Origin of the sequence: Streptomyces sp. NPDC014734, from assembly GCF_043083325.1 — a bacterium.
Taxonomy (GTDB): Bacteria; Actinomycetota; Actinomycetes; order Streptomycetales; family Streptomycetaceae; genus Streptomyces.
The window spans coordinates 29,506-53,552 of record NZ_JBIBYN010000012.1 but is presented as its reverse complement, the minus strand read 5'-3'; the positions used below and the strand labels follow the sequence as shown (position 1 = coordinate 53,552).

The following is a 24,047-nucleotide window of genomic DNA, read 5'->3' as shown; positions in this document are numbered from 1 at the left end:
ATCCCGCGGTGTTACGACAGTCGAGCGGGGCTTCTTTGTACCACCCTCAACACCTCGGCCACCGGGTCGGTCCGCTCCCTGTTCCCAAGGGAGAACCGCCCTGTGATGCCCCCGTTACGCCTCGGACGACGCCCCGGTCGCCTCCCTCGTCACCGGCCGGTCATGTTCCGGACCGTCAGTTCCCGAAGCCCGCCATCGACTTCACGGACATCTCCTCCGGGTCGTCGATACCACTGATCCTCGCGCGCACGAGGAGGCTGTGTCCGTCCCGGTGGGCGACCCCTGAATCGAGGAAGCCCCGCTCGACCGCGACCGCGGCCACCGGGTGCCGGAGCACCGTCCGCGGCGTTCCGCCGCCCGTCGGGAGGGACATGATGCCGCCCGCCCCTGCCCTTCGCCGCGGTCGGGCACATCAGCAGCCGTCCGTCCTCCACCCGCATCGGCAGGGCCCGGCCGGTGCCGGACCGTACGGGCCGGGGTACCGGCCGGGCGGCGTGGGCGGCGCACCGTACGGTCCGGCGGGTGGTCGCGCGGGCGGGCGCCCAGGACCCGAGGGACCCGAGAGGTCTCGCCCGTGGGACGTGCGACGGCTACGACGGTCAGGCGTCCTCGGCCAGTTCCAGCCAGCGCATCTCCAACTCGTCGCGCTCCGCGACGAGTTCCCGCAGTTCGGCGTCGAGCTTGGCCACCTTCTCGAAATCGGTGGCGTGTTCCGCGATCTGGGCGTGCAGCGCGGTCTCGCGCGTCGACACCTTGTCGAGCTGCCGCTCCACCTTCTGCAGTTCCTTCTTCGCCGCGCGGGCCGCCTGCGGGGAGAGCGCCGCGGCCGGGGCGGCCTGCTCACCGGCCTGCACCGGGGCGGCGGCGGAGGGGGTCGCGGACTCCTCCATCCGCTGCCTGCGCTCAAGGTACTCGTCGATGCCGCGCGGCAGCATCCGCAGCGCGCGGTCGCCGAGCAGGGCCATCACCCGGTCCGTGGTGCGCTCGACGAAGAACCGGTCGTGCGAGATCACGATCATCGACCCGGGCCAGCCGTCGAGGAGGTCCTCCAGCTGGGTAAGGGTCTCGATGTCGAGGTCGTTGGTGGGCTCGTCGAGGAAGAGGACGTTCGGCTCGTCCATCAGCAGGCGCAGGATCTGGAGCCGCCGTCGCTCACCGCCCGAGAGGTCGCCGACCGGAGTCCACTGCTTCTCCTTGGTGAACCCGAACTTCTCGCAGAGCTGCCCGGCGGTCATCTCCCGGCCCTTGCCCAGGTCGACCCGGTCCCGTACCTGCTGCACGGCCTCCAGCACCCGCAGGTCCGGGTCGAGTTCGCGGACCTCCTGGGAGAGGTAGGCAAGCCGGACGGTCTTGCCGACGACGATCCGCCCGGCGGCGGGCTGGGCCTCGCCCTCCGTGCGGGCCGCCTCGGCGAGGGCCCGCAGCAGCGAGGTCTTGCCCGCGCCGTTGACCCCGACCAGACCGATCCGGTCACCGGGGCCGAGCTGCCAGGTGAGATGTTCGAGCAAGGTCTTGGTGCCCGCCCGGACGGTCACGTCCTCCATGTCGAAGACGGTCTTGCCGAGCCGGGCGCTGGCGAACTTCATCAGTTCGCTGGTGTCGCGCGGCGGCGGGACGTCGGCGATGAGCTCGTTGGCCGCCTCGATGCGGTAGCGCGGCTTGGACGTGCGGGCGGGGGCGCCGCGGCGCAGCCAGGCCAGTTCCTTGCGCATCAGGTTCTGCCGCTTGGTCTCCTCGGTCGCGGCGATCCGCTCCCGTTCCGCCCGGGCGAAGACATAGTCGCTGTAGCCGCCCTCGTACTCGTGGACGGTGCCGCGCTGGACGTCCCACATGCGGGTGCAGACCTGGTCGAGGAACCACCGGTCGTGGGTGACGCAGACGAGCGCCGAGCGGCGGGCCCGCAGATGCCCGGCGAGCCAGGAGATGCCCTCGACGTCGAGGTGGTTGGTGGGCTCGTCGAGGACGATCAGGTCCTGTTCGGCGATGAGCAGCTTGGCCAGTGCGATGCGGCGCCGCTCGCCGCCGGAGAGCGGGGCGATGACGGTGTCCAGGCCGTGCTCGAAGCCGGGCAGGGCGAGCCCGCCGAAGAGGCCGGTGAGCACGTCGCGGATCTTGGCGCTGCCCGCCCATTCGTGGTCGGCGAGGTCGCCGATCACCTCGTGGCGGATGGTCGCCCGCGGGTCGAGCGAGTCGTGCTGGGTGAGGACGCCCAGGCGCAGCCCGCCACTGTGGGTGACGCGTCCGCTATCCGCGTCCTCCAGCCTGGCGAGCATCCGGATGAGGGTCGTCTTGCCGTCGCCGTTGCGGCCCACGACACCGATCCGGTCCCCCTCGGACACCCCGAGGGACACCCCGTCGAGCAGGGCACGGGTGCCGTACACCTTGCTGACCTGCTCGACATTGATCAGATTGACGGCCATTTCGCTCCTGCCCCGGGGACTCGTTCGGCTTCCCAGGGTACGGGGCCGGGGCGGTACGCCGTCCGCGTGCCCTCGCCTCCCTGCTCACCCCGGACGGATCAACACCTTGCCCCGGGACGGAATTCAGGTGTTCCGCTTCCGGTCCCGACGGATCGCTGACGAGCACCGTCCGGTCCGCGGGGTCGAGGGCCGGGAGGTCCGCGTCGCCGCCTGCCGCTGCCACTACAGTCGGTGAACGGCGGTGATCTCGGTCGGAAGGCGACCGGACGCTCAGAGCCTGTCGGATGGCCTTCGGCCGGAAAGCGGACGTGGCATGGTGCGTGCGGTTCCAGGGCGCCGGGACGGCCCGGTAGCGCGGAGCTGCTCGGTCATGCCGGCAACGCCGGAAACGTGCGTGCCCGGACGTGACCGCCCGGTCAGAGGTCACACGACAGGCTCTCAGGGGCAGGGGAACTCATGAGGAACTCGATCGGGCGCGGCACTGTACGGAATGCCGTCCGAAGACCGTGGCGGCGGGCGGTGGCCGGGACGGTGCTCGCGGCGGCCGTGCTGACGGGCTGCTCGTCGGAATCGGGGGACGCCGGGACGGGGTCGTCGGGTGACGGGGCCGGGAGCGCGAAGCTGTCCGGTGAGCGGGCCGAGAGGACGGGGGCAGCGGCGGGAACGGGGACGGGGACGGCCGGGAAGGTCGCCGCGAAGGGCGGCACGGTCGGCGGTTCCGGTGCGGCGTGCAGGCTGCCCGTCACCTTCGACCTCGCGGCGTCCTGGAAGCCGAAGGCCGTCGACGTCGATCCGGGCTCCGAGCTCGGCGCCGCGCTGGGCGTGCAGGGCGGGATCACCATGGTCTGCGAGATCGACGCGAAGCCTGCCGGGCACATCGGGTTCCTGCGGGTCTGGAAGGGCGAGAAGTCCGACCGCACACCGCGCCGGGTCCTGGAGGCGTTCATGGCCGAGGAGCGCGGGGCCGAGAAGGTCACGTACACCGAGGGCACGGCCGGTGACCAGCCCGCGACCGAGGTCGGTTACACGGTCGTCAGCGAGCTTCTGGACGAGCCGAAGAAGGAACGGGCCTTCGCCGTCTCCACCCCGGACGGGCCGGTCGTGATCCACCTGGGCGGGCTGGACACGAAGGAGCACGAGGCGATGCTTCCGGCGTACGAGCTGGCGAGGAAGAGCCTGCGCCTGGGCTGACGGCCCGCCGTGAACCCGGGGGCCGCACCCGGTCCGGGCCGCATGCGCCGTGCCCCGGTCCGGGCGGGACATGCCCCGGTCCGGGGCCGGGTCGGGTCGGGTCGGGTCGGCACAGTGGCGCCCGGGGGCCAAATCCGGGTCGGGCCGGCAGGGTGACGCCCGGCGCCCGGGTCCACATCCGAGTCCGGGTCAGGCCAGCACGGTGGCGCCCGGTGCCGGGGACACCGCCGGCCGGGCGTCACGGCACGTCCCCGAGGCGAGCAGCGCCTCGGCCACCTTCCGCGCCGACTCCTCGTCCGCCGCCAGGAACGCGGTGGTCGGTCCGGAGCCCGAGACCAGGGCGGCCAGCGCACCGGCCGCGGTGCCCGCGGCGAGCGTGTCGGCGAGTGCGGGGCGCAGGGAGAGCGCGGCGGGCTGGAGGTCGTTGCCCAGGGCGCCCGCGAGGGCGGTGGCATCACCGGACCGCAGTGCGTCCATGAGCGCGGGGGACGCGGCGGGGGCCGGGATGTCGGTGCCGGCGGTGAGCCGGTCGAACTCGCCGTAGACGGCCGGGGTGGAGAGCCCTCCGTCGGCGACCGCGAAGACCCAGTGGAAGGTGCCACCGACCTCGACGGGGGTCAGCCGCTCGCCCCGGCCGACGCCGAGCGCCGCGCCGCCGACCAGGCTGAACGGGACATCGCTGCCGAGCTCGGCGCAGATGGCGAGGAGTTCGTCCCGGTCGGCGCCGGTGGACCAGAGGGTGTCGCAGGCGAGCAGCGCGGCGGCGCCGTCGGCGCTGCCGCCCGCCATGCCGCCCGCGACGGGGATGTCCTTGGTGATGTGGAGGTGCACGTCGGGCGCGATGCCGTGCCGTTCGGCGAGGGCGATCGCGGCGCGGGCGGCGAGGTTCGTCGCGTCCAGCGGGACCTTCGCCGCGTCCGGCCCGGTACAGGTGACGCGCAGCCGGTCGGAGGGGGTGGCGGTGACCTCGTCGTAGAGACCGACGGCCAGGAAGACGTTGGCGAGGTCGTGGAAGCCGTCGGGGCGCGGGGCGCCGACGGCGAGCTGGACGTTGACCTTGGCGGGTACACGGACGGTGACGCTCACTCGGCGCTCCCGGAGGCAGGGTTCCCGGCCGACCGGCCGGGCTTGTGCTCGGCGATGGCGGCGAACTCCTCGACCGTCAGTGCCTCGCCGCGTGCCTGCGGCGAGATCCCGGCCGCGACCAGGGCCGCCTCGGCGGCGGACGCGGAGCCCGCCCAGCCGGACAGGGCCGCCCGCAGCGTCTTGCGGCGCTGGGCGAAGGCCGCGTCGACGACCGCGAAGACCTCGGTCCGGCTCGCTCCGGTCGAGACCGGTTCGGCGCGCCGGACCAGCGAGACCAGGCCGGAGTCGACGTTCGGGGCGGGCCAGAAGACGTTGCGGCCGATCGACCCGGCGCGCTTGACGTCCGCGTACCAGTTGGCCTTCACCGACGGCACGCCGTAGACCTTGTTGCCGGGCCGGGCGGCCAGCCGGTCGGCGACCTCGGCCTGAACCATCACGAGGGTCCGCTCGATGGACGGGAACCGCTCCAGCATGGTCAGCAGCACCGGCACCGCGACGTTGTACGGCAGGTTCGCGACAAGCGCGGTCGGTGCCGGGCCCGGCAGCTCCCGGACCAGCATCGCGTCGGAGTGCACCAGCGCGAACCGGTCGGCGCGCTCCGGCACCCGGGCGGCGATCGTGCCCGGCAGGGCCGCCGCCAGCACGTCGTCGATCTCGACGGCGACGACCCGGTCCGCCGCCTCCAGCAGCGCCAGGGTCAGCGAGCCGAGCCCCGGGCCGACCTCGACGACGACGTCGTCCGGGCCGACCTCCGCCGTGCGCACGATCCGGCGGACCGTGTTGGCGTCGATGACGAAGTTCTGGCCGCGCTGCTTCGTCGGGCGTACGCCCAGCGCGGCGGCCAGCTCGCGGATGTCTGCGGGGCCCAGGAGGGCATCGGGCTCAGTGGTGCTCACCCGGTAAGCGTAAAGCGCTTCGCGGCGCGTGCCCGACGAGCGGCGTCCGTCAGCGGTCACCGGCGTCCGTCAGTAGTCGAAGGCGCGCGCGGTGTTGTCGGCGACGGCCGCCGCCAGGGTGTCCTCGTCGAGGCCCTTCACCTCCGCCATGGCCCGCAGCGTGACCGGGACGAGGTAGGGCGCGTTGGGCCGCCCGCGGTAGGGGGCGGGGGTCAGGAACGGCGCGTCCGTCTCGACAAGGACCAGCTCCGTCGGGGCGACCGCCAGCGCGTCGCGCAGCGGCTGGGCGTTCTTGAAGGTGACGTTGCCGGCGAAGGACATGAAGTATCCGGCGTCCGCGCAGATCCTGGCCATGTCGGCATCTCCGGAGTAGCAGTGGAACACCGTCCGCTCCGGCGCGCCCGCGTCCGCGAGAATGCGCAGCACGTCCGTGTGGGCCTCGCGGTCGTGGATGACGAGCGCCTTGCCGTGCCGTTTGGCGATCTCGATGTGGGCCCGGAACGACTCCTCCTGGGCCGCCATGCCCTCCGGGCCGGTACGGAAGTAGTCGAGTCCGGTCTCGCCGACTCCGCGTACGTGGTCGAGTGCGGCGAGTGCGTCGATCTCGGCGAGCGCCTCGTGCAGCGCGGCGGTGCCGCCGCCCTCCCGTACCCCCTGGCGCGACCGGCCGACCGGATCTCCGTGCACGATGCGCGGTGCCTCGTTGGGGTGGAGGGCGACCGTCGCGTGCACGTTCGGGTGCGCGGCGGCGGTCTCGGCGGCCCACCGCGAACCGGCGATGTCGCAGCCCACCTGGACCACGGTGGTCACGTTGACCGCGGCGGCCCTGGCCAGGCTCTCCTCGACGGTCCCGTCCTGCATGTCCAGATGGGTGTGCGAATCGGCGACCGGTACCCGGAGGGGTTCGGGCAGCGGCGGGGCTTCGGTACGGCTCATGCCGACGATCGTACGAGGACGGCGCCGGGTGCCCGTGCGGGGCCGGGCCGCGACCGGGCGGGGGCGCTACTTGCGGTGGAAGGGGTGCAGCAGATCGGACAGGTGCCAGTGGCGCTCCGCACCTGTGGACGCGGCGGTCGCGGCAACGACCCCGTCCTCACCGGGGTCGGCGTTCCCGGCCGCCGACGGGGTCGGCTGGGCGTGGCGGAGGAGCTGCTGAACGGTCGACACCCGGCCGGCCCGCATGATCCGGACCACATGGCCGCCGCAGTTCGTGCAGGTGGGCCTGGAAAGGGGGGAGGGCACCTGTTCCCCGTCCGCCTTGTAGATGATGAAGGGGTTGTGGGAACCGTCGACGTGATGCTCTATCTCGTACGCCTGTTCCCAACCGTATCCGCACCTCATGCAGGCGAAGGCATACGCCTCGTGCACGGTGGTTGCTGCGATCTCACTCATGCCTGCTCCTTTGTCCGCCGGACAATCACCCCTGAGAGTGCGTCCCCGAACCAGTGGACGCCCGCACCGGCGGGAGCGCACCAGGCCCTGTCGAGTGTTGGAGCGTTTTTGGCCTTCTCGTGGCAGAAAGGCCCTGTACGCGGCTTGCGCTTTCCTTCTTTTACGATAGTCCTTTGCTTTACGCGGGGCTGGTCCACAGCGCCGAGCGATACGCGGAGCCGTTCACGCGGAGCCGTTCCGCGCCCCGCCCTTCTCCGCATCCTCCGCCGCGCCCTTGCCTGCCCCCTTCGCCGCGCCCTTCCCTGCACCCTTCGCCGCGTTCTTCGCCTCCACGACCGCGTCGAAGACCTCGCGCTTGGGCAGTCCCGCCGCCGCGGCGACGGCCGCGATCGCCTCCTTGCGTCGTTCACCCGCCTCCTCGCGCACCCGCACCCTGCGCACCAGTTCCTCGGCGTCGAGTTCCTCGGGACCGGTGTCGGGGGCGCCCTCGACGACGACGGTGATCTCGCCGCGCACGCCTTCCGCCGCCCAGGCCGCCAGCTCGCCCAGCGGGCCGCGCTTCACCTCTTCGTACGTCTTGGTCAGCTCCCGGCACACGGCCGCCCGGCGGTCGGCGCCGAAGACCTCGGCCATCGCCGCGAGGGTGTCGTCGAGCCGGTGCGGGGCCTCGAAGAACACCATGGTGCGACGCTCGTCGGCGACCTCCCGGAGCCTGCCGAGCCGCTCCCCGGCCTTGCGCGGCAGGAAACCCTCGAAGCAGAACCGGTCGACGGGCAGCGCGGACAGGGCGAGCGCGGTGAGCACCGCGGACGGGCCGGGCACCGCGGTCACCCGGATGCCCTGCTCCACGGCCGCGGCGACGAGCCGGTAGCCGGGGTCGGAGACGGACGGCATCCCGGCGTCCGTGACCAGCAGCACGCGGGCGCCGCCGGTCAGGGCCTCGACGAGTTCGGGGGTACGGGCCGACTCGTTGCCCTCGAAGTAGGAGACGACACGCCCCGTGGTGTGGACGCCGAGCGCCTGGGTCAGGCGGCGCAGCCGTCGGGTGTCCTCGGCGGCGACGACGTCGGCCGACCCCAGTTCGGCGGCGAGGCGCGGCGGGGCGTCCGCCACGTCACCGATGGGGGTTCCCGCGAGTACCAGCGTTCCAGTCATTCCAGTCGTTCCAGTCACATGAGTCATCCTCGCAGCACCGGCGACAGCGCCCGCACAGACGCGTTCCCTACGATGGCGCGGTGACGAGTACTGCGCCCGAGGCCCGGCCGGGCCAAGACGCCGGGAATCCGCACGGCGAAGAGCCGCCCGCATGGCAGCGGCGGCTGCGCCGCTTCGGCCATGTGCCACAGCCCGGGATCGGGCTGCGCGAGCGGCTGGTCCCGCCGTACACCCGGCCCGGCCCCCAGCTGTGGGCGGTGCTCGGAATGTCCCCGAGGACGGCCGACCGTCTGGTGCGCTGGTCCGCGTGGGGCGGTCCGCTGCTGGTGGCGCTGGTCGCCGGGGTGCTGCGGTTCTGGAAGCTGGGCAGCCCGCACGCGCTGATATTCGACGAGACCTACTACGCCAAGGACTCCTGGGCCCTGGTCAACCAGGGCTACGAGGGCAACTGGCCCAAGGACGTCGACAAGCTGATCCTCGCCGACCCGTCACAGGTGCCCGTCCCGGCGGACCCGGGCTATGTGGTGCATCCGCCGGTCGGCAAGTGGATCATCGGCTTCGGTGAGCAGCTCTTCGGCTTCACACCGTTCGGCTGGCGATTCATGGTCGCGGTCCTCGGCACGCTGTCGGTGCTGATGCTGTGCCGGATCGGGCGGCGGCTGTTCCGTTCGACGTTCCTGGGGTGTCTGGCGGGCACACTGCTGGCCTTCGACGGCCTGCACTTCGTGATGAGCCGCACCGCGCTGCTCGACCTGGTGCTGATGTTCTTCGTGGTGGCGGCGTTCGGCGCGCTGCTGATCGACCGCGACTGGGCACGGCGCAGGCTCGCCGCCGCACTGCCGGTGGACGAGGAGGGCGTAATGCGCCCGGACGCCGAGGTCGCGGAGCACCTGCGGCTCGGTCTGCGCCCGTGGCGGCTGGTCGCCGGCCTGATGCTGGGGCTGGCCTTCGCCACCAAGTGGAACGGCCTGTACATCCTGGTCGGCTTCGGCCTGATGACGGTGCTGTGGGACGTGGGCGCGCGGCGCACGGCGGGCGCGGTCCGCCCGTACGCGGCGGTGCTCAGGCGGGACCTGCTGCCGGCCTTCGTCTCGACGGTCCCGGTCGCGATCGGCACCTACCTCGTCTCCTGGACCGGCTGGATCGTCACCGACCGCGGCTACTACCGCGACTGGGCCGAGGGCGACGGCAGGGGCGGCAACTGGACCTGGCTGCCGGACTGGCTGCGCAGTCTGTGGCACTACGAGTACCAGGTCTACGAGTTCCACGTGAACCTGACCTCCGGCCACACGTACCAGTCCAACCCGTGGAGCTGGATCGTGCTCGGCAGGCCGGTCTCGTACTTCTGGGCGGAAGAGCCGGGTTGTGCGGCCTCGGCGACCGGCAAGTGCTCCCGCGAGGTGCTGGCCATCGGGACGCCGCTGCTGTGGTGGGCGGCGTGCTTCGCCCTGGTGTACGTGCTGTGGCGGTGGATCTTCCGGCGCGACTGGCGGGCCGGTGCGATCGCCTGCGGCGTCGCGGCGGGCTGGCTGCCCTGGTTCCTGTACCAGGAGCGAACGATCTTCCTCTTCTACGCGGTGGTGTTCGTGCCGTTCCTGTGCCTGGCGGTGACGATGATGATCGGCGCGATGCTGGGCCCGGCGGCCGGTACGGGACCGGCCCGGGAGATCGGCCTGATGACCGGCGACCCGTCCGGCGAACGCAGACGCACGCTCGGGGCGGTCGCCGCGGGCGTCCTGGTCCTGCTGATCGTCTGGAACTTCATCTACTTCTGGCCGATCTACACCGGCAGCCCGATCCCGGACGACTCCTGGCGCGAACGGATGTGGCTGGACACCTGGATCTGAGGGCGAAGATCGCCGCCCGGCGTCTTCACCGCGGCGGGAGGAAGAAGGTGGAAGGGGCGAGGCCACGTGAGCCCACGGCATCGCCCCGAGCGTCTTTCGAGCACGACGGTCGCGAGTGCGGCGAGCACATCCGTGAGACCGTCCGAGGAGATACCGCGTGACCCAGAAGGAAACCATCGCCGTCGAACGCCTGGACGGGCCGGCCACCGCGCGGGCCGAGGACGCTTTCATGCTGGTCTACGCCGAGGCGTTCGCTGAGCCGCCCTACAACGAGACCGCGGACGACATCGCGGCCGCGTTCCGGCGCTTCCGCTCGCAGACCCGTAGACCTTCATTCGTCGGTGCCCTTGCCCGCACCGGGGAGGGCGAGCCGGTCGGTATGGCGTACGGCTGCCCGCTCGGGCCCGACACGGAATGGTGGAACCAGCTCACCCGGCCGGTGCCCGACGACATGAGTCGTGAGGACGGGCACCGGACCTTCGGCCTCATGGAGATCGCCGTGCGTGGACGGTGGCGCGGTCGGGGCATCGCAGGCCGGCTGCACCGGACCCTGCTCTCCGGCACCGAGGCCGAACGCGTGCTGCTCAACGTCCACCAGGACAACACGTCGGCGCGGGCTGCGTACCGGGCGTGGGGGTATCGGACGGTCGGCGAGGCACATCCGTGGGAGGGTGCGGACGTTCACGACGTGATGGTGCTCGATCTGGGTCGGACGACCCCATGGGCGGTGCCCCGAGCGGCAATCCCCGAAATCGACCGAAGTGAAACGGTACCGAGCAATCGATCGAAGTGAACGGCACCGAGCAAACAGCAGAAATAAATCGGTACCGAACAATCGATCAGCGCAAATCGGTACCGGAGGGCACCGCGCACCGCGCGCATTTCCCGCCGCACGGGCAAGGGGCAAGAAATTCCCGCGACGCGAAATCCCGGGATCACACTCCGTACCACCCGGCATTTCGCTCCGTACAGTGATAATCGCGCCACGGCCATTCCCACGCACTGCACGGGAGGCGGACCCGGACCCGTCCCGGCGACGTAAGCAGACGCCCCGGCCGTCGTGGACCGTCAGCACCCGCCCCCTCACCTCGGACGAAGCATCCTGGTCAGACGGGCCCGGAGGCGGCAGAGCGCGGCGCGGACACGGAGAAACCGTCGACACCGCGGTGACATGAGTCACAGAAGAATGCAAACCTTCCGAACAACCATCCTTATTTGCCCCTTTTATCTGCTCACGCGCCCCCTGCGCGGAACCGCAGGACGGAAAAAGCAGCGGGTCATTCTCTGGCCGAGCTATAAAATCGGCGCCGTTCGGGCCTGCTCACACACACATCGGAGCGCCCGTTCCTCTATTCTCCGGTCAGAAAAGGAACCACGTGAGACTTTGCCGTTCCCTTGCCGTCGCAGCCGTCGTCGCGGTGTCCGCTCCGGTCGCGTTGTTCGCCACCGCTCCGGCATTCGCCGCCACCGGACCCGCCGCGGCGCGGTCACAGGACCGGCCCACGTACGAGGAGCTGGTGAAGGCCGCCGCCGAGGCGAAGAAGGCGCACGAGGGCGCCGTCGTCGCCAAGGAGGAGGGGTACAAGGAGCTCATGGCCGCCTTTGCCGCCCTGGACTCCGACACGCATCCGCTGAAGGCGGCCACCGCCGCCGCGGACAAGGCGGCCAAGGAGGCGGCCGGCACCAAGGAGGCGGCCGAGAAGGCCGTCGCGGACGCCGGGGCCACGCTCGAAGCCGCCCAGGGCGACGCCGAGAAGGCCGAGGCTCAGCGGGCCCTCGATGTCGCCGAGGCGGAGCTGACGAAGGCGGTCGGGGCCAAGAAGGAGGCCGACACCGCGGCCGAGGCGGCCTCCGCCGCGTGGATCGACGCCAGGGTCGCGGCGGTCCGCAAGTACAGCCTGGTCCAGGACGCGCCCGCGAAGGCGCTCAAGGCCAAGGAGGCCGCCGATAAGGCACTCGCCATCGCCAAGGAGTGCGTCAGGGAGACCGGGTTGACCTCGCACCTGGTGGGACTGCCGTCCCAGGTCGTCGTCGGAACCACCGTCGACTTCACCCTGCGGGTGACCAACGGGACCGGGCGCACTCTGGCCGTGGACCCCCTGGTGTTCTTCCACGCGGTCCAGCAAGGCAGCAAGACCGAGGGGCCCTTGAAGGTGGAATGGTCCAACGGCTCGCAGTGGCAGGCCCTCAGCGGCTACGGGTCCGAGCACATCGCGCACATCGACACCATGAAGCCGGGCGAGCACAGTGATGTGAAGTTCCGGATGCGGGTCGACCCCGCGGCCAAGAAGGGCGACGCCTTCGCCCTGTTCGCCGGCGACGCCTCCGACGCGTACAACCCGTGCGTCCTGGGCCCGATGAAGCGCTACGACTTCGAGCTGCTGCCCGCGGGCAGCAAGCCCGGCACCGACGAGGCCGAGCCCGGCCTGCCCGGCAAGGACGACGACGAGCGGCCGCAGACCACGAAGCCCGGCACGAACACGGGTACGGGCCCCTCGGCGCAGGGCGGCGCCTCCGAGCAGACGGTACGGACGGCGGCCACCGGAACCGGGACCGGTACGGACGGCGGCCTCGCCGCGACGGGTACGTCCTCCGCGACGGCGCCGCTCGCGCTCGCGAGCGTCGCCACGGTCGCGCTCGGCGCCGGAGCGGTGTTCGCCGCCCGTCGCCGCAGGGCCGCGGGCGGCATCTGACCCCGCGGAGCGCCACGAGCGGTAACGGGGAGGCCCGTGGTCGACGACCACGGGCCTCCCGGGCGTCGTTCCGGGACGGCCGGGCGTCGATCCGGACTCACCTCATGTGTTCAGACCACACACATCCCGTTCCGATAACGACGGGCCCGGCTGTCACCGGGGTCCCGTAGTGTGCCCAGCGGCATTCGTTTGAACATGTTCAAGAGGGACTCCTGGGGAGGGGACTGCAAGACATGCGCAGTGGAGCGAAGGTCGCGATAGTCGGCGGGGTGTTCGCGGTCGTGGTCGGCGGGGTGGGCTACGGGGCGTACAACATCCTGGGCGCGCTCAAGGACGGCGGCGGCGGTGGCGACACGGGAACCACGTCCGCCTCCGCCGAGGTGAAGACGGGCCCGGTCACCGAGGCCGAGATCGCCGACGTGTCGAAGAAGTTCCTCGACGCCTGGGCGAAGGGCGAGGCCTCCGTCGCCTCGCAGCTCACGAACAACGCGGCCGAGGCCGAACCGGCCCTCGCCGGGTATCAGGAGGAGGCCCACGTCACCGAGGCGGTGATCACTCCGGGCCTCGCGGTCGGCGCGAAGGTGCCCTACACGGTGAAGGCGACGGTGTCGTTCGAGGGCACGTCCAAGCCCTGGTCGTACTCCTCCGCACTGACCGTGGTGCGCGGCCTGACCACGGGCAGGCCGCTGGTCGACTGGGCCCCCACGGTGATCCACCCGGAGCTGAAGCCCGGCACGAAGCTGCGGACGGGCGAGGCGTCGACGCCGTCGATCGAGGCCGTCGACCACAACGGCAAGGTGCTCACCAAGGAGAAGTACCCGTCCCTGGGCACGATCCTGGACGCCCTGCGCGAGAAGTACGGGCAGAAGGCGGGCGGCAGCGCGGGCATCGAGACCGTGATCGAGAGCGCGGACGCGGGCAGCCCGGACAAGAGTCTGCTCGTCCTGAGCAAGGGCAAGCCCGGCAAGCTGCGGACCACACTGGACGCGGACGCCCAGGCGGCGGCCGAGACGGCGGTGAAGAAGTTCAGCCAGGCGTCCGTGGTCGCGGTCAAACCGTCCACGGGCGCGATCCGCGCGGTCGCCAACAACCCGGCCACCGGCTTCAACACCGCGTTCCAGGGCAAGCAGGCCCCCGGCTCGACGATGAAGATCGTGACGGCGGCGATGCTGATCGAGAAGGGCTTCGCCTCGGCGAACCAGAAGATCGAGTGCCCGCCCACCGTGATGTACATGGGGCGCACCTTCAAGAACCTCGACGGCTTCTCCATCCCCGACGGGACCCTGACCACCAGCTTCGCCCGGTCCTGCAACACCGCCTTCATCAAGCAGATCGACGACGTGGACGACGACTCGGCACTCGCCAAGGAGGCGCGTGACGTCTTCGGCATCGGGCTGAACTGGCAGACCGGTGTGCTGACCGTCGACGGCAAGGTCCCGGAGGCCGTCGGGGGCGAGGCCGCCGCCCAGTACATCGGCCAGGGCACGGTCCAGATGAACGCGCTCAACATGGCGTCCGTCACCGCAACCGCGCGCACCGGCACCTTCCGTCAGCCGATCATCGTCGACCCGGACCTCGACGGCAGGCCCATCGCCACCGCCGCCCGGTCGCTTCCCCGGTCCGTCTCCCAGCAGCTCACCAACATGATGCGGCAGACCGCGAGCTGGGGTACCGGCAGGGCGGCGATGGCCTCGGTCGGCGGCGACAAGGGCGCCAAGACCGGCTCGGCCGAGGTGGACGGCCAGGCCACGTCGAACAGTTGGTTCACCGGATTCAGCAACGACCTGGCCGCCGCGGCGGTCGTCCAGGCCGGCGGCCACGGCGGCGACGCGGCGGGCCCGGTGGTGGCGGCGGTGCTCCGCGCGGGCTCCTGACACCACGAGGTTCATGACGCCGCGCGGTCTCCTGACACCACGCGGGCTCGTAGCAGCGCGCGGGCTCCTGACACCACGAGGTTCGTGACACCGCACGGGCCGATGACAGCACGGGAGGGGCGGGCGGCAGCGGCCGGGAACGTGCCGCCGCCCCTCGGCGTGGGGAACGCACCGCCTTCGGTAGCGTGCGGAGCATGAGCATCCCTGACGCCGCCCCCGGCACCACCGCAGCCACCCCGTCCGGGACCCGTCCCCGATTCACCGAACCCCTCCGGGAGTTGGGCATCGACGTCGAAATACGGCGGACGCGGACGAGGACCCGGGGGCCGGCCGGCCGGGGACTGTTCGGCCGTGACGTGGTGCGGGCGGTGGCGGGCACCCCTCGCACGGTCTTCCCGCTCGGCCCCGAGCCGCTGATCGGGCGGGCCGACGGCACCACTGTGGACGTGCGCGAGCGTTCCGCGTGACGCCGCTGGTCGCCCTCGCCGTACTCGTCGCCGCGGTCACGCACGCGAGCTGGAACGCCCTCGCCAACGCGATCGAGGACAAGCTCGTCTCCCTCACCCTGATCTCCGGGGGCGCGCTGCTGATCAGCGCGGTGGCGGCCTGCTTCGTCCCGTTCCCGGCCGCCGGGGCCTGGCCGTACCTCGTGGTCTCGGCCGTGCTGCACGTGGTGTACATGCTGTTGCTGATGCGGTCGTTCACCCTGGGCGACTTCGGCCAGATGTACCCGATCGCCCGGGGCACGGCCCCGCTGGTGGTGACCGTCCTCGCCGCCGTCTTCGTGGGCGAGCGGCCCGACGGCTGGGCCACGGCGGGGGTCGCGGTGGCCTCGGCGGGACTCGTGGGGCTGGCGCTCTGGGGCATCCGGGGGTCCGGCGGGCGTCCGGACTGGCCCGCGCTGCTGGCCGCCGTCGCGACCGGCCTGGCCATCGCCTCGTACACCACCGTCGACGGGGTGGGGGTGCGGGCCTCGGGGACCCCGCTCGGCTACATCGCCTGGCTGATGATCCTGGAGGGGCTGGCCGTCCCGGCCTACGCCCTCTACCGGCGTCGGGGCGAACTGGTCGCCCAGTTGCGCCCGTTCGCCGCGCTGGGGCTGCTGGGGGCGGCCCTCTCGGTGATCGCGTACGGCCTCGTCCTGTGGGCGCAGACCCGGACGGCCCTGGCCCCGATCGCAGCCCTCCGGGAATCGTCGATCATCGTCGGCGCGGCCATGGGAACCGTGTTCTTCAAGGAACGGTTCGGCGCTCCGCGCATCGCGGCGGCGGGGCTGATGGTCGTCGGCATCGGACTGATGCTGCACACGAGTTGAACGGGTGGCGAAAACGGCATCCGATGGGGTGAAACGGGGTGTCTCCCGCCCTGTCTGATCGTTTCGGCGGGGGTCGGGGCTGTTTGGATGCCCAGGGCTCGCGTTCGCGCACCCCCCGGTCCGAAGAACTCCCCCGCACCGAGAAGGACACCGCCATGCCCAAGCGTCACCACCCCGCCCGGGTTCTCGCCGCCGCCGTCCTGGCCGTTGCCGGTCTCGCCGCGGCCGGTCAGACACCGGCCTCCGCCGCGCCCACCCCGAACCAGGACCTGATCAACAAGATGGACGGGAGCCGTCTGGCCCTGCTCAACAACAGCACCGCCGAGGGCGCCACCGGCATCACCCTGCGCGACCCGGCGTGGAAGTACAGCACCGAGCGGTGGGAGATCGACCTCTCCGCCTGGCAGGCGGACGCCCCCAACACCTACACCGCCACGCTGCGCAACGAGGCCGCGAACAAGTGTCTCCAGCCCGGCGCCGCGACGCCCCAGCGCGGAACCACGGTCGTCGTGCGGACCTGCGACGGCTCGCGGCTCCAGAAGTGGAGCCTGTACCCGGAGAAGGCCGGTGACGCCTACACCGGCTGGTGGATGTACCGCCCGATGGTGAACAAGGACCTGGCGCTCAGCCTGAACCGGTACAACGACGGCAGTTGGGACACCCTCTACCTGAACATCGCGCAGCCGAGCTCCGACCGGCTGTGGCGCCGGACGGAGAACGACAGGCCCGTCGCCAACGGCTGACCGGCCGCACACACGCCGACGGCCGATGCCCGTCCCGCCGCCCGACGCGGCCGGGCGGGCATCGTGCCGTGCGGGACCGGGCGGGCGCCGCCGGACCACCCGGCACCGCGCCTCGGAGTGAACCCGTCGTCCCCCGTCACGCGCCACCTATACTCCGCGCCATGCCGAAGACGAGCTGGGACGAACTCCCCGACGAGGTCCGTGTGGCGGTGCGCGAGCGGACGGGCCCGGTCGGACGGGTCGAGCCGGTCGGGCAGGGGTTCAGCAGTCAGTTCGTCGCCGTCCTGGACACCGCCGCGGGCCGGTGCTTCGTCAAGGGGGTGCGGCGGGATCAGCCGCTGGTGTGGACGCAGGCGCGCGAGGCGGCGGTGAATCCGTACGTCGCCCCGGTCACGCCGAAGCTGCTGTGGCGCGCCACGACCGCCGACTGGGACCTGCTCGGCTTCGAGTACGTTCCCGGCCGCAGCGCCGACTACGCGCCGGGTTCCGCCGATCTTCCCCTGGTCGTCGAGGCCATGACGGCGCTCGGGCGGATTCCGTGCCCGGGCGTCGAGGTGGAGGACGCCGCGGAACGTTTCGGCGGCCTGCTCGACGACCCCGCCGACGCGGCGCTGCTCGCCGGTACGGTGCTGCTGCACACCGACTGGTTCCACACCAATGTGCGCATCGCCGACAGTTCGGTGGCCGACCGGCCCGTGATCGACCGGCCCACGGCGGACGGCTCTGCCCGGGACGGCCGGGGCGGCGTCCATGTCGTCGACTGGGCGTGGGCCACCCGGGGCGCCGCATGGATCGACCCGGCGTGCTGGGTGGTGTGGCTCGGCTTCGCCGGACACGGCCCGTACGAGGCCGAGCAGTGGGCCGCGAAGGTGCCCGCCTGGTCCACCGCCTCCGCCCGCGAACTGGACGTCGCCGCCGTCGCCCTTCAGCGCTACTGGCGGTCCACCGAGGAGGAACACCCCAACGACTGGACGCACCGCTTGCGGGGCTCGGCGGACCGCTGGGCCGCGTACCGGCTGGGCCGCTGACGGCCGTCGGGGCGGCCCCGCTCCGGCCGTTACGACCCGGGGAGCAGGAGAGGGGCGGGCTCGCGACGCCCCGCCGTTCCCCGGACCGTCACTGCCCGTCTCCCTGCCAGGCCCCCGAAATGAGCTTCTGGAAGCCGTAGTTGGTGGCGGTGAGGCCGCCGTCGACCCGGAGGGTCGTTCCGGTGATCCAGGACGCGTCGGGGGAGGCGAGGAAGGCCACGGCGGCGGCGACGTCGTCCGGCTCGCCGACCCGGCCGAGCGGGTAGATGCCGCTCACCCGGTCCAGTGCCGCGTCCTCGCCCGCCCAGTTGTCCGTGCGGATCGTGCCGGGGGCGATCATGTTGACGCGTACGCCGCGCGGTCCGGCGTGGCCCGCGAGGGTGCGGGTCAGGCCGCCCATGCCGGCCTTGGCCGCGCTGTAGCCGTGATTGCCGAAGTCCTGTTCGCCGTTGACCGAGCCGATGTTCACGATGGCGCCCCGGCCGGAGGCCACCAGGTGCGGGAGGGCGGCGCGGGAGCACCGGTAGGCGCCGGTGAGCGTGATGTCCAGGTCGCGCTGCCAGTCCTCGTCGATGCTGTCCTCGAAGAGCGGGACGTCGGGGGAGTCCGCGAACGCGTTGTTCACCAGCACGTCGAGCGCGCCGAACGTGGCGACGGCGTGCGCGACCGCGGCCTCGACGGACGCCCGGTCGCCCACGTCGCAGATCAGCGGCTCGGCCGTCGCCCCGGTCTCGCGTATCGCGGTGGCGGTGCGCTCGGCCCGTTCGCCGACCAGGTCGGTGACCAGGACCCGGGCGCCCTCCGCGGCGAGTCGGCGGGCGATGGCCGCGCCGATGCCCCGGCCCGCGCCGGTGATGAGTACGCCGTATCCGTCGAGCCGTGAACACGCGGCAGGGGTAGGAGTCATGGGGCCGACCGTACTGCCCTGACCAGTGCCTGGGCACGGGGATCGGCGGTAACTCCCTTCTGGAGACCATTCGTCACATAGCCGAGCGCGATGCCCGATTCGGGATCGGCGAAGCCGAGCGAGCCGCCCCGGCCGGGATGCCCGAAGGAGCCGGGCGCGAGCAGCGGGGCGGCCGGTCCGTGCAGCATGTGGCCGAGTCCGAAGCGGGTGTTGACGACCAGGACCCGGTCCGGGCCCGCCGATTCCTCGGTGCGGGCGAGGGTGAGGGTGGCGGGGGCGAACAGGCGGTGCCCGTCGACCGGGCCGATCATCGCGGCGTAGCAGCGGGCCAGGGCGCGGGCGGTGGCGATGCCGTTGGAGGCGGGGAGTTCGGCGGCCCGGTAGCCGGGGTCGTTCTCGTCGGGCAGCGGGTCGATGGCTCCGAAGGCGCGGCGGGTGAGGGACCCCGGGTCGCGGTACGCCTCGGCGACGGACCGTTTGGGGCGTACCCGCAGGGCGCCGCCGTTGCCGGGTCCTGCCGGGGGTTCGACGGGTCCGATCCGGCCCACCCGGTGGGCCTCCTCGTCCGGGAGGCCGAACCAGAAGTCCAGGCCGAGCGGGCGGGCGATCTCCTCGGCGATCCAGCGGCCGATGGTGCGGCCGGTGACCCTGCGGACCAGTTCGCCGACGAGGAAGCTGTAGGTCTGGGCGTGGTAGCCGTGGTCGGTTCCGGGCTCCCACTGGGGGCGCTGGGCGGCGACGGCCTGCGGCCCGGAGATCCCGTCGGCCGCCTCGGAGGGCGTCAGCGGGCAGTCGAGGGCGGGGATTCCGGCCCGGTGGGCGAGGAGGTGGCGGACGAGGACGCGTTCCTTCCCCGCCGCCTTGAACTCCGGCCAGTAGGTGCCGACCGGGGCGTCGAGGTCCAGCTGGCCTCGCTGGTGCAGCATCAGCGGTACGGCGGCGGCGATGCCCTTGCCCGCGGAACGGACGATCTGGACGGTGTCCACGGCCCAGGGTTCGGTCCCGTCGACGTCTCTCGTACCGGCCCACAGGTCGACGACCTTGCGGCCGTCCCGGTAGACCGTGACGGCGGCGCCGCGTTCGCCGCGCTGCTCGAAGTTACGGACGAACGCGTCCCGGACCGGTTCGAATCCGGCCGCCACCGTGCCCCGTACGTCCACGCCTGCTCCCGCGCTCCCGCTCATCCCCCCATGGTGCATCGCCGTGCGGGTGGGGCGGGGGCCGGGTCACGTGTTGTCGACGGTGACGGAGCGCGGGTCGAAGCCGAAGGGCAGTTCCAGGCGGTGGGCGCGCATGAGTTCCTCGTCGCAGAGCAGGTCCTGGGTGCGGTCGTCGGCGGCGATGACGCCGTCGCTCAGGACGACCGCGCGCGGGCAGAGTTCCAGGGCGTACGGCAGGTCGTGGGTGACCATGAGCACGGTGACGTCCAGGGACCGCAGGATGTCGGCGAGTTCGCGCCGGGAGGCCGGGTCCAGGTTGGAGGACGGTTCGTCCAGGACCAGGATCTCCGGCCGCATGGCGAGGACGGTGGCGACGGCGACGCGGCGGCGCTGGCCGAAGGAGAGGTGGTGGGGCGGCCGGTCCCCGTATCCCTCCATGCCGACCTGTTTCAGTGCCTCGGTGACGCGCTCCTCCAGTTCGGGGCCGCGCAGCCCCGAGGAGGCGGGGCCGAACGCCACGTCCTCGCGGACGGTGGGCATGAAGAGCTGGTCGTCGGGGTCCTGGAAGACGATGCCGACGCGGCGGCGGATCTCGGCGAGGTTGCGTTTCCCGACCGGGAGACCGGCGACGCGGACGGTGCCCGCGCCGGCGTCGAGGATGCCGTTGAGGTGGAGGACGAGGGTGGTCTTGCCCGCCCCGTTCGGGCCGAGCAGGGCGACGCGTTCGCCGCGGCCGACCGTGAGGTCCACCCCGAACAGGGCCTGGTGGCCGTCGGGGTAGGCGTAGGCGAGGCCGTTGACCTCCAGGGACGGCGCGGACGCGGTGGGGGTGTTCATACGGTCCATCCCAGCAGACACACGACGAGGGCGAGAACGGGGAGTGCCGAGGCGTACGCCCACTGGGTGCGGGACGCCGTCACCTCGTCGATGACGGGCATGGAGCCGGTGTAGCCGCGGCTGACCATGGCGAGGTGGACGCGCTCGCCGCGCTCGTAGGACCGGATGAAGAGGGCGCCCGCCGACTTGGCGAGAACGCCCCACTGACGTACTCCGCGCGCCTCGAAGCCCCGGGAGCGGCGGGCGATCGACATCCGGCGCATCTCGTCGGTGATCACGTCTCCGTACCGGATCATGAAGGAGGCGATCTGGACGAGCAGCGGCGGCAGCCTGAGCCGTTGCAGGCCGAGCAGCAGTGCGCGCAGTTCGGTGGTGGTTGCCAGGAGTACGGACGCGGCGACGCCGAGGGTGCCCTTGGCGAGGACGTTCCAGGCGCCCCAGAGGCCGGGGACGCTGACGGAGAGGCCGAGGACGTGGGTCTGTTCGCCGGGCACCACGAACGGCATCAGCAGCGCGAACGCGACGAACGGCACCTCGATCAGCAGGCGCTTGAGCAGCAGGCCGGCCGGGACGCGGGCCGTGGCGGCGACGGCGGCGAGCAGGACGGCGTACAGCGCGAACGCCCACACCGCCTCGCGGGGTGTCGAGACGACGACCACGACGAAGCAGAAGGCCGCGGCGAGCTTGCAGTGCGGAGGCAGGGTGTGGACCGGCGAGTTCCCCGGCCGGTGGAGCAGGTGCGCGTGCCCGGCGCCCATGTCAGACGCTTTCGCCGGCGCGCGGGGCGTCGGCGGGGGTGCCGGCCCCGGTGTCCTGGGTACGACGGCGGCGGAGCACGTAGAAGACGCCGCTGCCCACCACGACGGTGACGCCGACGCCGATCACTCCGGCGAGTCCGCCGGAGAGCCGGGCGTCGGAGATGTCCTTGACGCCGTAGTCGGCGAGCGGGGAGTCCTTGGAGGCGTGTTCCTCGGTCTTCTTGTCGATGCCCTGGTCGGCGGCGACCTTCTCCAGGCCGTCGGGGGAGGCGGAGGCGTAGAAGGAGACGAAGCCCGCCAGGACGAGGGCGGTGACCAGGCCGACGGCCCAGAAACCGCGGGTGGAACGGGCGGCGGCCGGGGCCGGGGCGGGCTGCCGGGCCGGGGCGTCGACGAGTTCGCCGTCGACCCGCAGCTTGAGCGGGGCGGCGAGGCCGCGGGCGCCGTGCACGAGGTCGGGGCGGACGGCGAGGACGGCGCCGACCGTGAGCGCGGTGATCAGGGCCTCGCCGATGCCGATCAGGACGTGGACCCCGACCATGGCGGTGAAGACCTTGCCGATCGGGATGTCGGTGGTGCCGCCGATCCAGTAGAGCAGGGTGAAGACGCAGGCCGCGGCCGGTACGGAGACCAGGGCGGCGACGAAGGACGCGACGGTCGTGGAGCGACGGGTCCGGGGCAGCACACCGGTGAGGCCGCGGAAGATCGCGTAGGCGACGACGGTGGTCGTGATGCCCATGTCGAGCACGTTCACACCGAGCGCGGTGAGGCCGCCGTCGGCGAAGAGGATGCCCTGCATGAGCAGGACGACGGAGACGCAGAGCACCCCGGTGTACGGGCCGACGAGGATCGCGGCGAGCGCGCCGCCCAGCAGGTGTCCGCTGGTGCCCGCCGCGACCGGGAAGTTCAGCATCTGCACGGCGAAGATGAACGCGGCGACGAGGCCGGCGAGCGGTGCGGTGCGCTCGTCCAGTTCCTTCCGGGCACCCCGCAGGCTGACCGCGACCGCGCCCGCGGCGACCACTCCGGTGACGGCGGAGACGGGCGCGTCGATGAATCCGTCGGGTACATGCATGAGGGCTCCGCTTCCTGCGGCCCTGTACTGCCGCGGACGGGTGCTGTTGACCGATGTGGCGCTGTGACCGTTGTGGCGCTGTGACCGACGTGGCGCACGGGACCGAACCGGCGCGCGGACCAATCTGTCGTGAACCGCTCAATGATAGGACCTTGTTGCGAAGCGTTCGCAAGAGCGAGCGGGTCACAGCTGCGGAAAGGTCTCACCCGTTGCGCCACTCGGCGGCATCCGTGACGGACCGGACGCCCCACGTGCTCCGCATGGAAAATGTGCGACATTTGATGACAAAGAGGAATAATGATCTCCCCCACCGCCCCCTCGTGGGCGAGGTCATGAACAGGAGGAGTCGGTCATGTCCCCCGTGATCCATGAACAGGCCGAAGCCTGGCTCGTCAACGACACCGACCCCCTCCCGGCCGTGCCGGTCGACCTGGTGTACGACGCCGACGCCGACCCGCGTACGGTCCACCTCGCCTTCCCCGGCGGAATCGAATGGGCGTTCGGTCTCGACCTGCTGGAGCGCGGCCTGCGCTCCCCCGCCGAGCGCGGCGGTGTCCGGGTGTGGCCGTGCGGACGGACCCAGCTCGTCGTGGAACGTCATTCGGAGGAGGGCGTGGAGGTGGTGCAGTTCGACAGCGCGCCCCTGGTCCGCTTCCTCTACCGCACCCGCGTCGGCGACAACGCCGACGACGAGGGCGTCGGCGCCCACGCGACCCCCTGACGCGCCGGGCGGTGCCCGCCGTCGAGACGCCCCTCCCGCTCCTGGGCCGCGGCCCCTCCCGGACGCGTCCGCGAAGGCGCCGGGAAATCCCGGTGCGGCGCGGAGGACGGCAGGCCATGATGATGATCATGACTGGCGAAGCGCACGGAAGAGGCCCGCTGGACGGGGACGGGGCGGCGCGTCCGCTCGCCCTGGTCACGGGGGCGGGACGTTCGGCGGGAATCGCGGCGTCCGTGGTGGTGGACCTGGCCCGGACCGGGTGGGACGTGGCCTTCACCTACTGGACGCCGTACGACGCGCGGATGCCGTGGGGCACGGAGCCGGGCGCCCCGGAGGAGTTGCGGAAGAAGGCGGCGTCCCACGGGGCGAAGACGCTCGCGGTCGAGGCGGACCTGGGCGACCCGGCCGTACCGGCCCGGCTCTTCGACGGCGTCGAACGCGAGCTGGGCCATGTCACCGCGCTGGTGCTCTGTCACGCGGAGTCGGTCGACTCCGGTCTGCTGGACACCACGGTGGAGAGCTTCGACCGGCACTTCGCGGTCAACGCGCGGGCGACCTGGCTGCTGATCCGGGAGTACGGGACGCGGTTCCGCGGAGCGCACGGCAGCGGGCGCGTCGTCAGCCTGACCAGTGACCACACCGCGGGCAACCTCCCCTACGGGGCGAGCAAGGGGGCGATGGACCGGATCACGCTGGCCGCCGCCCAGGAGCTCGCCCATCGGGGGGTGGCCTGCAACGCGATCAACCCCGGACCGACCGACACCGGGTGGATGTCCGAGGAACAGAAGACGGACCTGATCCGCGCCACGCCCCTGGGACGCCTCGGCATGCCGCGGGACTGCGCGAACCTCGTCTCGTTCCTCTGCTCGGCGGAGGGCGGCTGGGTCAACGGCCAGCTCCTGCTGAGCAACGGAGGTCTCGCCTGAGGGCCGTCGCGCGCCCGTCGGGG

The 24,047-nt window shown here is 72.1% G+C and carries 23 protein-coding genes; 11 read left to right on the top strand and 12 right to left on the bottom strand.

What is annotated here, in order from left to right; all coding sequences use genetic code 11:
* Positions 1-175 precede the first annotated feature (175 nt).
* Positions 176-373 (bottom strand): hypothetical protein, encoded by a 198-nt coding sequence (locus ACF1CT_RS20285; protein WP_391785269.1) that lies wholly within the window; start codon positions 371-373, stop codon positions 176-178.
* Positions 374-599: 226 nt separating this feature from the next.
* Positions 600-2,420 (bottom strand): ABC-F family ATP-binding cassette domain-containing protein, encoded by a 1,821-nt coding sequence (locus ACF1CT_RS20280; protein ID WP_391785268.1) that lies wholly within the window; start codon positions 2,418-2,420, stop codon positions 600-602.
* Positions 2,421-2,876: 456 nt separating this feature from the next.
* Between ACF1CT_RS20280 and ACF1CT_RS20275 the strand changes: the two genes are divergently transcribed.
* Positions 2,877-3,611, top strand: coding sequence for a lipoprotein (locus ACF1CT_RS20275; RefSeq protein ID WP_391785267.1), 735 nt, complete (start codon positions 2,877-2,879; stop codon positions 3,609-3,611).
* A 189-nt stretch (positions 3,612-3,800) separates the two neighbouring features.
* Here the strand turns inward: ACF1CT_RS20275 and ACF1CT_RS20270 are convergent, their stop codons facing one another.
* The 5 genes from ACF1CT_RS20270 to rsmI all read right to left on the bottom strand — a co-directional run bounded on the left by ACF1CT_RS20270 (position 3,801) and on the right by rsmI (position 8,140).
* Positions 3,801-4,697 (bottom strand): 4-(cytidine 5'-diphospho)-2-C-methyl-D-erythritol kinase, encoded by an 897-nt coding sequence (locus tag ACF1CT_RS20270; RefSeq protein ID WP_391785266.1) that lies wholly within the window; start codon positions 4,695-4,697, stop codon positions 3,801-3,803.
* Entirely contained in the window at positions 4,694-5,593 is a 900-nt protein-coding gene (rsmA, locus tag ACF1CT_RS20265) for a 16S rRNA (adenine(1518)-N(6)/adenine(1519)-N(6))-dimethyltransferase RsmA (RefSeq protein ID WP_391785265.1), read from the bottom strand. Before rsmA ends, ACF1CT_RS20270 begins: the two co-directional genes overlap by 4 nt.
* 69 nt (positions 5,594-5,662) lie before the next feature.
* Complete coding sequence (locus ACF1CT_RS20260; protein ID WP_391785264.1) at positions 5,663-6,529, bottom strand: TatD family hydrolase; 867 nt, start codon at positions 6,527-6,529, stop codon at positions 5,663-5,665.
* Positions 6,530-6,595: 66 nt separating this feature from the next.
* A complete protein-coding gene (locus ACF1CT_RS20255) occupies positions 6,596-6,985 on the bottom strand; it encodes a hypothetical protein (protein WP_391785263.1) in 390 nt (129 codons plus the stop codon).
* Positions 6,986-7,207: 222 nt separating this feature from the next.
* Positions 7,208-8,140, bottom strand: coding sequence for a 16S rRNA (cytidine(1402)-2'-O)-methyltransferase (gene rsmI / locus ACF1CT_RS20250; protein ID WP_391785262.1), 933 nt, complete (start codon positions 8,138-8,140; stop codon positions 7,208-7,210).
* A gap of 80 nt (positions 8,141-8,220) precedes the next feature.
* On the opposite strand from rsmI, the gene ACF1CT_RS20245 reads away from it, so the two are divergent.
* The 8 genes from ACF1CT_RS20245 to ACF1CT_RS20210 all read left to right on the top strand — a co-directional run bounded on the left by ACF1CT_RS20245 (position 8,221) and on the right by ACF1CT_RS20210 (position 17,640).
* Complete coding sequence (locus ACF1CT_RS20245; RefSeq protein WP_391785261.1) at positions 8,221-9,987, top strand: dolichyl-phosphate-mannose--protein mannosyltransferase; 1,767 nt, start codon at positions 8,221-8,223, stop codon at positions 9,985-9,987.
* Positions 9,988-10,216: 229 nt separating this feature from the next.
* Positions 10,217-10,780, top strand: a complete 564-nt coding sequence (locus ACF1CT_RS20240) for a GNAT family N-acetyltransferase (RefSeq protein WP_391785401.1) — start codon at positions 10,217-10,219, stop codon at positions 10,778-10,780.
* A gap of 583 nt (positions 10,781-11,363) precedes the next feature.
* A complete protein-coding gene (locus ACF1CT_RS20235; protein WP_391785260.1) occupies positions 11,364-12,680 on the top strand; it encodes a hypothetical protein in 1,317 nt (438 codons plus the stop codon).
* A gap of 233 nt (positions 12,681-12,913) precedes the next feature.
* Complete coding sequence (locus ACF1CT_RS20230) at positions 12,914-14,554, top strand: penicillin-binding transpeptidase domain-containing protein (RefSeq protein WP_391785259.1); 1,641 nt, start codon at positions 12,914-12,916, stop codon at positions 14,552-14,554.
* Between the two features lie 194 nt (positions 14,555-14,748).
* Positions 14,749-15,021 (top strand): hypothetical protein, encoded by a 273-nt coding sequence (locus ACF1CT_RS20225; protein WP_391785258.1) that lies wholly within the window; start codon positions 14,749-14,751, stop codon positions 15,019-15,021.
* Positions 15,018-15,869 (top strand): EamA family transporter, encoded by an 852-nt coding sequence (locus ACF1CT_RS20220; RefSeq protein WP_391785257.1) that lies wholly within the window; start codon positions 15,018-15,020, stop codon positions 15,867-15,869. The genes ACF1CT_RS20225 and ACF1CT_RS20220 overlap by 4 nt, the downstream gene beginning before the upstream one ends.
* A 155-nt stretch (positions 15,870-16,024) precedes the next feature.
* A complete protein-coding gene (locus ACF1CT_RS20215) occupies positions 16,025-16,612 on the top strand; it encodes a hypothetical protein (RefSeq protein WP_391785256.1) in 588 nt (195 codons plus the stop codon).
* Positions 16,613-16,773: 161 nt separating this feature from the next.
* The gene (locus ACF1CT_RS20210) at positions 16,774-17,640 is read left to right on the top strand and encodes an aminoglycoside phosphotransferase (protein WP_391785255.1); all 867 of its coding nucleotides are present in this window, start codon (positions 16,774-16,776) and stop codon (positions 17,638-17,640) included.
* A gap of 88 nt (positions 17,641-17,728) precedes the next feature.
* Here ACF1CT_RS20210 and ACF1CT_RS20205 read toward each other — a convergent pair whose 3' ends face one another.
* From ACF1CT_RS20205 to ACF1CT_RS20185, 5 genes are all read right to left on the bottom strand, one after another.
* Positions 17,729-18,547, bottom strand: a complete 819-nt coding sequence (locus ACF1CT_RS20205) for an SDR family NAD(P)-dependent oxidoreductase (protein WP_391785254.1) — start codon at positions 18,545-18,547, stop codon at positions 17,729-17,731.
* On the bottom strand, positions 18,544-19,707 hold the full coding sequence (locus ACF1CT_RS20200; RefSeq protein WP_391785400.1) for a serine hydrolase domain-containing protein: 1,164 nt from the start codon (positions 19,705-19,707) through the stop codon (positions 18,544-18,546). The genes ACF1CT_RS20205 and ACF1CT_RS20200 overlap by 4 nt, the downstream gene beginning before the upstream one ends.
* A gap of 66 nt (positions 19,708-19,773) precedes the next feature.
* Entirely contained in the window at positions 19,774-20,544 is a 771-nt protein-coding gene (locus ACF1CT_RS20195; RefSeq protein WP_391785253.1) for an energy-coupling factor ABC transporter ATP-binding protein, read from the bottom strand.
* Positions 20,541-21,302 (bottom strand): cobalt ECF transporter T component CbiQ, encoded by a 762-nt coding sequence (gene cbiQ, locus ACF1CT_RS20190; RefSeq protein WP_391785252.1) that lies wholly within the window; start codon positions 21,300-21,302, stop codon positions 20,541-20,543. Before cbiQ ends, ACF1CT_RS20195 begins: the two co-directional genes overlap by 4 nt.
* Before the next feature lies 1 nt (position 21,303).
* Positions 21,304-22,377: an energy-coupling factor ABC transporter permease gene (locus ACF1CT_RS20185; RefSeq protein ID WP_391785251.1), complete on the bottom strand. Its 1,074-nt coding sequence runs from the start codon at positions 22,375-22,377 to the stop codon at positions 21,304-21,306.
* 352 nt (positions 22,378-22,729) lie between these two features.
* Between ACF1CT_RS20185 and ACF1CT_RS20180 the strand changes: the two genes are divergently transcribed.
* Positions 22,730-23,098, top strand: coding sequence for an SsgA family sporulation/cell division regulator (locus ACF1CT_RS20180; RefSeq protein WP_391785250.1), 369 nt, complete (start codon positions 22,730-22,732; stop codon positions 23,096-23,098).
* 128 nt (positions 23,099-23,226) lie between these two features.
* Complete coding sequence (locus tag ACF1CT_RS20175) at positions 23,227-24,024, top strand: SDR family oxidoreductase (protein WP_391785249.1); 798 nt, start codon at positions 23,227-23,229, stop codon at positions 24,022-24,024.
* The last annotated feature ends 23 nt before the right edge of the window (positions 24,025-24,047 follow it).